The 12,962-nt window shown below is 41.3% G+C and carries 8 protein-coding genes; 6 read left to right on the forward strand and 2 right to left on the reverse strand.

Features of this window, described 5'->3' with window-relative positions:
* The first annotated feature begins 79 nt into the window (after positions 1 to 79).
* Positions 80 to 3,931, forward strand: coding sequence for a methionine synthase (metH, locus tag IPP86_08725; protein ID MBL0138598.1), 3,852 nt, complete (start codon positions 80 to 82; stop codon positions 3,929 to 3,931).
* Positions 3,932 to 4,132: 201 nt separating this feature from the next.
* Here metH and IPP86_08730 read toward each other — a convergent pair whose 3' ends face one another.
* The gene (locus IPP86_08730; GenBank protein ID MBL0138599.1) at positions 4,133 to 5,344 is read right to left on the reverse strand and encodes a hypothetical protein; all 1,212 of its coding nucleotides are present in this window, start codon (positions 5,342 to 5,344) and stop codon (positions 4,133 to 4,135) included.
* A complete protein-coding gene (locus IPP86_08735) occupies positions 5,341 to 5,679 on the reverse strand; it encodes a PadR family transcriptional regulator (protein MBL0138600.1) in 339 nt (112 codons plus the stop codon). The genes IPP86_08730 and IPP86_08735 overlap by 4 nt, the downstream gene beginning before the upstream one ends.
* A 351-nt stretch (positions 5,680 to 6,030) precedes the next feature.
* Between IPP86_08735 and IPP86_08740 the strand changes: the two genes are divergently transcribed.
* From IPP86_08740 to IPP86_08760, 5 genes are all read left to right on the forward strand, one after another.
* Positions 6,031 to 7,077: a hypothetical protein gene (locus IPP86_08740; GenBank protein ID MBL0138601.1), complete on the forward strand. Its 1,047-nt coding sequence runs from the start codon at positions 6,031 to 6,033 to the stop codon at positions 7,075 to 7,077.
* Positions 7,078 to 7,147: 70 nt separating this feature from the next.
* Entirely contained in the window at positions 7,148 to 8,581 is a 1,434-nt protein-coding gene (locus IPP86_08745) for a TolC family protein (protein MBL0138602.1), read from the forward strand.
* A gap of 9 nt (positions 8,582 to 8,590) precedes the next feature.
* Entirely contained in the window at positions 8,591 to 9,985 is a 1,395-nt protein-coding gene (locus tag IPP86_08750; protein MBL0138603.1) for an efflux RND transporter periplasmic adaptor subunit, read from the forward strand.
* 59 nt (positions 9,986 to 10,044) lie between these two features.
* Positions 10,045 to 10,767, forward strand: a complete 723-nt coding sequence (gene tsaB, locus IPP86_08755; GenBank protein ID MBL0138604.1) for a tRNA (adenosine(37)-N6)-threonylcarbamoyltransferase complex dimerization subunit type 1 TsaB — start codon at positions 10,045 to 10,047, stop codon at positions 10,765 to 10,767.
* 322 nt (positions 10,768 to 11,089) lie between these two features.
* Positions 11,090 to 12,937, forward strand: coding sequence for a tetratricopeptide repeat protein (locus IPP86_08760; GenBank protein ID MBL0138605.1), 1,848 nt, complete (start codon positions 11,090 to 11,092; stop codon positions 12,935 to 12,937).
* Positions 12,938 to 12,962 lie beyond the last annotated feature (25 nt).

Below are 12,962 nucleotides of genomic sequence, written 5' to 3' on the forward strand. Positions count from 1 at the left end.
TCTCCTGACTTGTTCAAGGGAGATTTTTTTTTGCCTTTCGGATTGGTGAAGAACACAAGAAACTATTCAGTATTTAATTATGCCCAACAACAAACTTTCCGGTTTAAATTCTGCTTCTGCATCAGAAGCCGCGCTGCGTGCCGCTTTGCAACAACGTATTCTTGTTATCGATGGTGCAATGGGCACCATGATTCAGCGATACCGTCTTGAAGAAAATGATTATCGGGGAAAACGTTTCAGTGATTTCAAAAAATTACTGAAAGGGAATAATGATCTCCTGTCTATCACGCAGCCACATATCATTGAAGAAATTCACCTGCAGTATCTTGATGCGGGAGCTGACATCATTGAAACAAATACATTCAACGCGCAACGTATATCACTCGCCGATTATGGAATGGAAGACCTCAGCTATGAGCTGAATTTCGAATCTGCCCGCATTGCGAAAAGCGCATTGAAAAAATTCCAGGAAAAATTTCCGGAACAGTCACGTCCTGATAAATGGGTAGCCGGAGCACTCGGACCAACCAATCGAACTCTTTCATTGTCTCCGGATGTCAACAACCCGGGCTACAGGGCCGTTAGTTTTGATGAAGTGGTTTTTGCTTACACAGAACAAACACGTGGATTGGTGGATGGTGGTTGCGATGTATTGCTGGTGGAAACAATTTTCGATACCATGAATGCAAAAGCAGCATTGGTCGCGATACAAAATGTTTTTGAGGAAAAAAATATCAGCTTCCCGGTAATGATCTCCGGAACCATCACTGATGCCAGCGGAAGAACTTTGTCAGGACAAACTGTCGAAGCGTTTTTGAATTCCGTCTCCCATGTGAATTTGCTGAGCATTGGTTTGAACTGTGCACTCGGCGCTAAAGAAATGCGTCCGCACATTGAGGAGCTTTCAGAAAAAGCGTCATTCTATGTAAGCGCTTATCCGAATGCCGGATTACCCAACCAGTTCGGGGAGTATGATGAAACTCCGGAACACATGGGACATCAGATTGAAGATTTCCTGAAGAGCGGATTTTTAAATATTGTTGGTGGCTGTTGTGGAACGACTCCGGATCACATCCGTAAAATCGCAAAGATTGCCGCTACAGTTCCTCCAAGACCCATTCCTTCAATTGAACCCTATCTGCGTATCAGTGGACTTGAGGCTGTGACCCTGCGTCCTGAATCCAATTTCATGAATATTGGTGAAAGAACAAATGTTACCGGCTCCAAAAAATTTCTTCGACTCATTAAGGAAGAAAAATTTGACGAAGCATTATCAGTCGCGCGCGAACAGGTTGAAGGAGGAGCACAGGCAATCGATATCAATATGGATGAAGGAATGCTGGATGGAGTACAGGCAATGTCCACCTATCTCCATCTCCTGGCAGCCGAGCCCGATATCGCGAAACTCCCGATTGTAATTGATTCTTCAAAATTTCCAGTGATCGAAGCAGGACTGAAATGCACTCAAGGGAAATCCATCGTGAATTCTATCTCACTCAAAGAAGGCGAAAAGGAATTTATTCGTCAGGCAAAAACGGTGAGACGTTATGGTGCTGCTGTGATCGTCATGGCTTTTGATGAACAGGGGCAGGCAGATACATTGTCAAGACGAATTGAAATTTGTGCCAGAGCATATAAAATACTTACTGAGCAAATTAATTTCCCTCCGCAAGACATCATTTTCGATCCGAATATTTTTCCTGTAGCGACAGGAATGGAAGAACACAGAAAAAACGCTGTTGATTATTTTGAAGCGACACGATGGATCAAAGCAAACCTTCCATTTGCAAAAATCAGCGGAGGCGTTAGCAATGTTTCGTTTTCATTCCGTGGAAATGATATTGTCAGGGAAGCCATCCATTCCGCTTTTCTGTATCATGGAATTCGGGCGGGAATGGATATGGGAATTGTAAATCCGAGTCAGCTTCAGGTCTATGATGATATACCAAAGGATCTTCTGGAGCGGGTGGAAGACGTACTTCTCGACCGACGTGATGATGCGACAGAAAGACTGATAACGTATGCGGAATCACTGAAGGGAATTGTTCGTCAGAAAGAAGAAAAGGATGAAGAATGGAGGAAGGGAACTCCGGAAGCCCGACTGAGTCATGCATTGGTGCATGGTATTACCGAATTTATTGAACAGGATCTGGAAGATGCTCGCAAAAAATTCCCGGTTACATTGCAATTGATCGAAGGTCCTTTGATGGATGGAATGAATATCGTCGGCGATCTTTTTGGAGCAGGAAAAATGTTCCTGCCACAGGTGGTCAAGAGCGCCCGTGTAATGAAAAAGGCGGTGGCTTATCTCGAACCTTACCTGAAAGCGGAAAAAGACGCGGCTATTCTAGCCGGAAATTCTACCGGACTGAAGGGTAAGGGTAAAGTTCTTATGGCCACGGTGAAAGGAGATGTACATGATATCGGGAAAAATATCGTAGGTGTTGTTCTTGCGTGTAATAACTATGAGATTATTGATCTCGGTGTGATGGTTCCTGCGGAGAAAATTCTCGAAGCTGCACGAAGAGAAAAAGTAGATGTGATCGGATTGAGCGGACTCATCACACCATCTTTGGATGAAATGGTTCATGTCGCGAAAGAAATGGAACGTGAAGGGTTTCAGATTCCATTACTGATCGGTGGAGCTACAACCTCTAAAGTTCATACCGCTGTAAAAATTGAATCGCATTACAGTCATCCGGTTGTTCATGTGAACGATGCGTCCAGGAGTGTCGCCGTAGTCAGCAATTTACTCTCTGCTGATTTACGTGATAAATTTGTTCAGGATACAAAGGATGAATATGCGAGAACCCGGGAGTATCACAAGCAATCAAGAGCGGCTACCAAATACATTCCTCTTGATCTTGCACGGAGAAATAAAATGAATTCGGATTGGTCGGCAATTGAAATTTCAAAACCGGCAATGACCGGAACAGAGGTTTTTACCGATTATCCACTGGAAGAAATTGCTCAGTACATCGACTGGACACCATTTTTCATCAGTTGGGAAATGAAAGGTTCATATCCGAAAATATTGAATGATCCTGAGCGTGGAGCTGAAGCGAAAAAATTGTTCGCGGACGCGAATGAAATGCTACAGCGAATAATCCGGGAGAAATGGTTGCAGGCGAACGCCGTGATTGGAATATTTCCGGCTGTTTCAGAGGCAGATGATATACATGTTCTGGATGAACACGGTCATACAAAAGAAGTGTTTTATACTCTTCGTCAGCAGTCTCAAAAACCTGACAATACAGCCAACCTTGCATTGTCGGATTTCATTCTTCCGATTGCACATTCTTCTCTCGCTCATCAGACGATTGAGGTTGCAGCGATGGCCAGGGCTCCGCATTCCGTTGAGGAATTTTCTAATGCAAACAAAAAATCAGGTCGCATCGATCATCTGCCGGAATCTGATTACATCGGAGCATTCGCGGTAACTACAGGTATTGGTATCGAAAAATGGATCGAGAAATTTGAACGGGAGCATGATGATTATTCTTCCATCATGTTGAAGGCTCTGGCTGATCGTCTGGCGGAAGCATTTGCTGAATTACTGCATACACGTGTTCGCAGAGAATTCTGGGGATATGCTAAAGATGAAAATCTGGAAACGGAACAAATTATCAGGGAAGAATACCGTGGCATTCGTCCGGCTCCCGGATATCCTGCTCAGCCTGATCATACAGAGAAACTTACCATTTGGAAATTACTTAATGTTGAAGAAAACACAGGGATTCACCTCACCGAAAGTCTGGCCATGTATCCTACTGCTGCAGTCAGCGGTTTGTATTTTGCTCACCCGGATTCAAAGTATTTTGGTCTCGGAAAAATTGAACGCGACCAGGTACAGGATTATGCGAAGAGGAAAGGAATGTCTGTGGAAGAAGTGGAAAGATGGTTGGGTTCGGTGTTAGCATATTCTGCTTAGGCTTTTTTTTAGTGGTTGGTGCTTAGTGGTTGGTGCTTAGTGCATAGAAGTTAGTTTTTAGTGGTTATTGCTTGGCGCTTAGTTGTCCTGTGTAAATTTTCTTGTTGTAAAAAAAAGCTTACCTGAATTTCAGGTAAGCTTTTTTTAATTCAGAGACGGGAGGATCAGAAAACAACAAACCCGAATATTATCTGAATACGTTTAATGACTTTCTGATTTTCCCAACTCGTAATTCAGAATAACCTGCCTGTTGATTTCCGCTTGATATTCCAGCAGGTTCAGGTTGTGCACCACAAATCTCAATTGTGTATTACTGAAAGTCGCATCGCTGATTAACAAAGTGGACAATCCGGGTTTTGATGAGAGGGACTGATTGTATGCATTAATCTTATCGATCAGGGACTTCAGCGAAACCTCCGGATCATTTTGCAAATAGGATTTCACAAGCTGGTAATTTTTGGATACAGGAAGATCCATCACAGATATTTTTTTAGCATTTTCTATGGGCATGTTTTCAATTTTGGAAATTATACCGGCCTTAAAATTCTGCAGATCGTTTACCATTGAATTTGTCGCATCAAGTTCCGCTTCATTGGCTGTAGATTTATTTTCTGCGCTGAGCGAAGGATGTTCGACTACGGAAAGCAAGCTGTTGTTTTTATCATGCAGACGATGAAGGATCGTTTCAGTGGAACTCAGCATGGTATCAACTTCATCTGTAGTGGAATTTGAATTTGAAAACGCTGTGAGAGCAAACAACATTCCTCCGGCGGCAAGGAGGAGAATTGTTGTAACCATCGTGTTCATTTTAATTAAAGGATTTCTGAAGTTGCTGAAAAAATAAGCAGGTAAATAAACCAACAGCAGGGAGAACAGACTTAGCTTCCAGAGAATATTAGCGCCGGGCCACCACATTAATTTGAAAAGTACACCCATACTCGCAAGTATACCTGTGACCAGTCCGATGAATAAAATTACTTTATCTTTCTTGCCTGTTGATTCTTTCAATTTCAGGGTAATCATCAGGGGAAGGAAAAGGAAACTGAAGAATACAATTCCCAAAACCAAAATGATTCCTGCTCCGGGGAGATGGAAATATTTCAAGAAAGCCCCCAGGATAAAAGCAAAAGAAGTAATTCCTCCGCTTAACAACATCGTTTTTTTCATAGCATAATAGTTTTTGAATGTGAGTAATTGTTGTGTTTCCTCTTCCAGTTCCGATAACTTGTGTTTATAAAACCGGCGTAAAATTTCAGGGTACTTTTGATCGAACTCTTTCAGATCATGGAGCTCCTGTTCCAGGATGCAACAAATATGATCCAGAAGATTATCCTGGAGATCCTGCGTCTCAATGCCTTTTACACGCAGGTCTTCAGCGATACGTTCAACGATGTCTTCGCTTAGAGCGATCATCCCTGTGATGTTTTAATGTCAAGCAGAAATTTCATTGTATTGAGGAAGTCCGATAATTCACTAATCTTTTCTTCCGCGGAGGATCTGCCTTTTTTTGTCAGTGAATAATATTTGCGGACCCGCTTTCCGATGTTCATGGTTTCGGTACTGAGTAAACCATCATTTTCCAGCGCGTGTAAAGTAGGATACAACGCCCCTTCTGTAATTTGAATTTTACCACCGGTAATATCCTTCACCTTCTGAGTGATTTCATACCCATACATTTCCTTATGCTCTGAGAGCAATTTGAGGACGATGGTTTTTAGTGTGCCTTTGACGAGTTCTGATGAATACATAGGACAATGATACATAAGATCCTTATGTATGTCAAGACTTTTTTTTAAAAAAATCTCTAATTAGTTGAAAATGAATGTAAAAAAAATGAAATGGAGTGCGAAATCCATGGCCTTATCCTGTTCTGAATTTCTCAGAGGCCACTTTTTCTCGTCCTGAAGACGATGGATGAGGACAAGGATTTTCGAATCCGGTTCTGTACGGCATCCATTATGGCTGTGAACAACAGGTTCCTGATGAGTTGTGCATAGAGTGTCATTGTATTCGTGAAAAACGGTATGGAAAACTCTGTTGTAGCGCACTACAGATGATACTCAATATTGTTCACCTTTAATGACACGGAATACTCTCCCATGAACTCTATTTCAAAGAAGAAAGTCAGCTATAAAATCGTCGAGGAATTATTTATTTACCTCGAAGATTTCGGGAGGCTTGTGAACTTACCATTCCGATATCCTGATTTGTTACGCTATAATTATTCAGTTCCACTTATGGATAAATATGGTAAGGACACCTTGTGGGAAACGGTATATTTTCAGCCATCGGAGACGGAGGAGTTGAATCAAAAACTGGTTCAGACCTATGCCATGATGAAAGTGGAGGGGAACATGTCCCTCATGGAACATTTGTATGTCGACCGTGTGGATTATTGTCCCTTCGGGAATTCCCGTCCTTTCAGGATCCGTATAAAAAATCAATTCAACGACAACTACGATTATTATTATGTAAAACTGGCGGATGCTTCCCGTGTATATGGTCTTGAATTTGAAGATTTGCTTTCTCCCAATCAGATCAACTATTTGGTTGATTCAGATACCCTTGTAGAGGAACATATTATCGGGATACCGGGTGATCAGTTTATCCGGAATAATCTCGACAGTAAGGACATGAATCCAACCCGATTAGCAAAGGAGTTTATCAAATTCAACGAACGTTGTTTTGCCCGCTTGCTGGGGGATATGCGGTCTTATAATTTTGTGATTGACATGACTCCTGATTTTGACGATACGCAATTCCGGTTCAGGGCCATCGATTTTGATCAGCAGTGTTATGAAGGGAAGAAAACGCTTTATTTACCTCAATATTTCAAGGAAAATAATCCATATGTGGACTTGTGTTTGAAATATATCAACAAAGAAACTGCGCGGCAATACCAGCTTGAAGAACGAACTATGATGGCAAGACGTCTAAAAACATCACGTTTTCGTATTGCAGCTTTGCTCGAAGTTCTGGAGCACGACCATATTTCCCAAAAAGAAAAAGTCAATCAACTGAAGGCGGAACTGGCAGAACATTACCAGAATGATAGTTTTAAAAAGAGTAAAAGTATGGGTGATGTAATGCGCCTGAGTCTGGAACATTTGATTGAGGATTCTGCCGAATCGGGCTATACCCTTTGATTTGGTTAATCTTGGTTAATCCGTTTTATTATAATTAGCTTTGTCCTACTTTTGACCGCACGCAAAAAATATGAACTACCGTTTCACAGGTAAACTGTTTTTAATTTTCTTCCTGGGTACACTTGTCGCGAATGCACAAAACCCGTGGACTTTGCAGCAATGCATCGACTATGCGCTGGAGCATAATCTTCAGGTAAAACAAACTGATCTCAGTGTGCAGAACAGCAAAGCACAAGTGGACCAAAGCCTGGCAGGTTTTTTCCCGAGTCTTAATGGAAGTGCTTCGCACAACTATTATTATGGACGGAGTATCGACCCGTACACAAACGGATTTACCACGCAGCAGGTACAGTCGAACTCTTTCGGTATCAGCAGCAGTATTTCTGTATTTGAAGGACTTCAGTTACAGAATACACTTAAGCAAAGCCGGCTGACGTATTTAAGTAGTCAATACGACCTGAAAAAAATCCAGAACGATATTTCACTCAATGTGGTAACGGCCTATCTACAGGTTTTGTATACAAAGGAGATTCTTGCTTTTACAACCGACCTGGTAGATGCTTCTCGTGTGCAACGTGATAAAATAAAGCGCATGATGGAATTGGGTTCTGTTTCGAAAGGGAATTTACTGGAGATGGAATCACAACTGGCGGCAGATGAAACCCGGCTCGCTCAGGCACAATCCAGCGCTGATCAGGCATTACTTACATTAACCCAATTATTAGAATTGGAATCGACAAAAGATTTCCGTTTGGAATCTCCTGTGGTGAGTGTGCCTCCTGTAAACGCGGATGTCATGAATGCCGAAATCATTTATGCAGCTGCACTTACAAACCAACCTGATATAAAAGCATCCGAATACAAACTTGCCGCTGCTGAAAAAGGACTTTCCATTTCACGTGGTGCTTTGTACCCTCGTCTTTTCGCGAGTGGAAATATCAGTACGAGTTATTCAACATCCAGTAAAGAAGTTGCCAGCTACACCATTGGCCTCCCAACAGCTAGTTTCTCCGGTTTTACCAGTGCAGGAGATTCTGTATTTTCCATTGTACCCAATGTAACGCCGAATCTGGAGCAATCTCCTTTCCGTGATCAGTTGAATAATAACCTGGGCAAATCGGTTGGTTTTACGCTTCAGGTACCTTTATTCAATGGTTGGGCTACACGTTCATCCATTAAACGTTCAAAAATTAATCTTGAGCAAACCCGGCTTGGTCATGAAATGACCAAAAAGAATCTCTACAAAAGTGTACAACAAGCGGTATTAGACGCGATGTCTGCCTACCGTCAGCATGAAGCTACACAAAAAGGTGTGGCAGCAATGGAAGAAGCATTTTCATACAGTCAGCAGAAATACGATTTGGGTTTAATCAGTTCTTACGATTATCTCCAGGCAAAAAATAACCTGGCGAAAGCCAAAGCGGATTTACTCCAGGCAAAATTCGATTATATTTTCAGATTGAAAATTCTGGATTTCTATCAGGGAAAACCATTGACCTTCTAATTGATTTTTATGGCAAAGAATAACAAACTAATGAAATGGCTGATCATTGTTGTGGTCGTGCTTCTGGCAATTGCAGTCATTGGAAAAAGAGCCGGTTGGTTTGGCGGACAGGAAAAGAAACAGGTAGTTGTTGAACAGGTGGAAAAGCGTGATATCACCGAAATTGTATCTGCCAGCGGAAAAATTCAACCTGAAGTAGAAGTGAAAATCAGTCCGGATGTATCCGGTGAAATCGTTGAACTTAATGTGAAAGAAGGTGACCGGGTAAAAAAAGGACAGCTCCTTGTGCGCATTCTTCCGGATATCTATCAGTCTTACCTGGATCGTTCTGTCGCAACTTTGAATGCTACAAAAGCAAATTCCGAGAATGCAAAATCAAGAATCGTTCAGGCTAAATCACAATTTGAAAAAGCAAAACTCACTTACGACCGGAATAAAAAATTATTTGACGAAAAATTAATTTCCGCTTCCGATTGGGAAACAGTTAAATCCGCTTTCGAGGTTGCAAAAGCTGAGGTTGATGCCGCAGAACAAAGTCTTTCAGGTGCTGATTTCAATATCCGTAGTGCGGAAGCATCCGTGAAAGAGGCTCAGGATAATCTCCGCAAAACTTCAATCTTCGCTCCTGTGGATGGCACGATCTCCAAACTTAATATAGAAAAAGGTGAACGTGTTGTAGGAACTTCCCAAATGGCCGGTACCGAAATGATGACACTCGCCAATCTGAATGAAATGGAAGTAAATGTTGACGTGAACGAAAATGATATTGTAAGGGTGAATGTTGGCGATACAGCCAATATCGAAGTTGATGCTTATCTCGGAAAAAAATTCAAGGGTGTCGTTACTGAAGTGGCTAATTCCGCGAATATATCCGGACTAAGTGTTGATCAGGTTACAAATTTCACGGTGAAGGTGAGAATCCTTCGCGAATCATATGAACAAATTCTGGACCCTGAACACCCAAGTCGTTCTGTATTCAACCCGGGAATGTCAGCTACAGTTGATATCATGACCAAAAAAGCAAGAGGTGTACTTTCTGTTCCGATTCAGGCAGTAACAACCCGCGACACCACAGTCGGCGGAGGAGGTAAAATGAATGAAAACGGCGATGAAATGCAGGACGAAGAGGCAGTTCGTGTGAAGAATGAAAAAGAAGACAAAGCCAAAACTCCTGTCGAGTCAAAAGAAGTTGAATGCGTATTTGTCGTGGAGAATGAATCGGTGAAATTGGTTCCGGTTGAAATTGGTATTCAGGATAATAATTACATCGAAATAAAGAAAGGCCTCACCTCTTCCCAAAAAGTAGTGTCAGCTCCTTATAGCGCGATTGCAAAGCTGCTGAAAAGCGGTGATGCCATTGAAGTGGTAAAAAAAGAACAACTCTATAGCAAGGATAAAAAATAATACTTTCCGGATGTGAAATTAGAAGCCGGGTGTTCATTTACCCGGCTTTCTTTATTCAAATGGGCCTCATTTTATCAATAGAAACAGCTACATCAGTCTGCTCTGTCGCGATCGGCAGGGATGGAGAGCTGCTTGCTTTGAAAGAAATTCATGAAGGCTTTTCTCATGCTGAAAAGCTTACCCGATGTATCGAAACAGTCTGCGAGGAAGCTTCTGTACTTCTCGCCGATTTGGACGCCATTGCAGTCAGCAGTGGTCCAGGTTCCTATACGGGATTACGGATTGGTGTAAGTACAGCCAAAGGACTTTGTTTTGCCCTGGACCTGCCATTGATTTCTGTCCCTACTCTTTACGGAATTGCATTTGGACTTCGAAAGAAACTGGTGAAAGAAAATGCCAATGTACTTTCAACAAAGGAATCAAAGAGGAAAATTTATTTAATTCCAATGATTGATGCCCGTCGGATGGAGGTGTACACATCTCTATATGATATTCATTTAAATGTTTTATCAGCAACCCATGCTGAGATTATTGATGAGGCATCTTTTTCGGAATTACGAGCTGATGGACATGTTTTTTTTGCCGGTGACGGAGCTGTCAAACTGGACCAGATTTTTGGAGATTCAGAAAAAGTGTCTATCCATGCAGATGTCTTGCCATCTGCAGCTTTCTTTGTTGCTGAAGCGGAACGAAAATTAGTAAACGGAGAGACAGAAAACACTTCAATTTTCGAACCCTTCTATTTGAAGGAATATATCCCTGGCAAAAGTAAGGGGCAATAAAAAAGGCTACGGTTTCCCGCAGCCTCGATGCAATTCAACCATCATTACTGATGGATTTACCCCCATGAATTGCAGTATCAAATTTTTTTCGCTTCTAAAGGATAAACCTTTTTTAAAAGCGGCCGCCAAATGTAATGGTGCACTGAGGTAATCCCAAAAAACTCAGGTATACAATTGGGGGACAATCCTGCGTTTTCGGCCATTTTTTACGGGACAATTGGTGGACAACATGAACTTACTCTGTGTACTAGCCTGAAATTGGTGGATTTGAACTGAATTTATTTAATTGCATTGATTAGTTGGATTCGAATAAACTGCGTTCATGTCGATCAAATTTTCCCGGATTCATTTTATCTGGGCATTCTTACTTTTTGGTTTCTTCTCCTGTAGCCAGCCTTCACAAAATGATCCTGCTTTAAAAGGGCTGGAAGAAAGACCTTTTGTGATCATTAATCAGGGATTTGTTTTAGATACAAACAATGCGGAAGAGTCATATAAAATTCTGAGCACAATTGAAAATCAGTCAATTGTTGATACAATTTATGCACAGCTTATTCATAAATTAATTGAACAAACCCGTTATGAACTTGCCTTGGAGCATTTGCAGAGATATAAGAAATCCCTGAAGCCCGGAAATTTCAAAATGCAGGCTTTTGTACAATCTCATTTGGGTGAAGTTTATTATTACACAGCACATTATGACAGTGCGGCTCCATATCTTGAAGCCAGTTGTCAATTTTATAAAGTACTGACAGATTCATCTTCCCTTGCCAGAGTTTACAATACCCTTGGATCTGTTTATTCATTTAAAGGTGATTTTGCAAAAAGTGCCGAATACAGGTATAAGGCATTGGGATTGTATGAACAACTTGGCGACTCTTCGAATGTAAACCTGGTGAAGATTGATTTGGGTGATAATTTTTACGATCAGGAAGATTTCACAAAAGCGATAGAATGTTACAATACCGCACAAAGGTATTTTCTGAGTGTTGGTGATTCGGTAAATATTGCCGGAGCGCATGCATGTCTTGCTTCTGTTTATCAGCAAATGAAAGACATTCCTAATGCACTCTACCATGCGAAAGCTTCCGTTGCAATTCAACGAATACTAAAAGATGAATCAGGGCTACCGGAATCGCTGAATTCATTGGCGGTTACTTATATGAGAAACAAAGAGTGGGAGAGGGCAGTTCCATTTCTGAAAGAAGCTTTTTATTATATTGAAAAATCGAATGACGCAAAGGAACTCCCACCAATACTTCATAATATTGGTGTATGTCAGTCTGAACTGGGTCATTTGGATTCCGCCGAGGCCACATTTAAAAAATCAATAGATATATCCGATAAAAGCGGTCAGCGTTCGGGTGTATTAAATACATATAAAAGTCTTTATAAATTATCGAAAAAGAAGAAAGATTTCGAAGCCGCGGCTGATTATTTGATGACCATCATGAATCTGAAAGATTCATTGTATGATTCGGAGAAAACGAAAATAATCAATGAGTTGAGTGTAAATTATGAAACTGAAAAGAAAGAAGAGCAAATCACGGATCTAAATCAAAATACAAAGATAGCTGAGCAGAGAAAGAAGATTCTGATCATCGGGATTACATTAATTTCTCTTCTCGCTTTCATGGTTGTTCTCTATCTGGTTAGCAGGAACAGGAAAAACAAACAATTGTTTGAAGCAAGAAGCCTGATACACGAGCAGGAATTGAGTTCTGTGAAGCGCGAGCTTGAAATCAATAAAATCAGGTTACAGGATTTTACTCAGAACCTGATCAGCAAAACAACGCTCATTGAAGAGTTGGAAGCGAAACTTCGAGCAGGCTCATACACCCAATCCATGACGGATGACCAGTTTCATTCGTACGTTGATGAATTTTCAAAAATGAAACTGATGACGGAAACTGATTGGAATCAGTTCCGCCTCTATTTTGATTCTGTTTATCCGGGATTGATCCAGAAAGTCACTACATCCTTCAATCAGATTACATCCGCTGAATTAAGATTGTTTCTTTTGATTAAATTGTCAATTGGTAACAAAGAGATTTCCGCGATGCTTGCTATTTCTCCCGACAGCGTAAAGAAGACACGTTACCGCCTGAAGAAAAAACTGAATTTGCCGGAGGAGGCCAGCCTGGATGATTTTGTCATGACATTTCATTAAGCACTAAAACCAAATTGCCAGGAGT

Source organism: Bacteroidota bacterium (genome assembly GCA_016720935.1).
Taxonomy (GTDB): Bacteria; Bacteroidota; Bacteroidia; order AKYH767-A; family 2013-40CM-41-45; genus JADKJP01.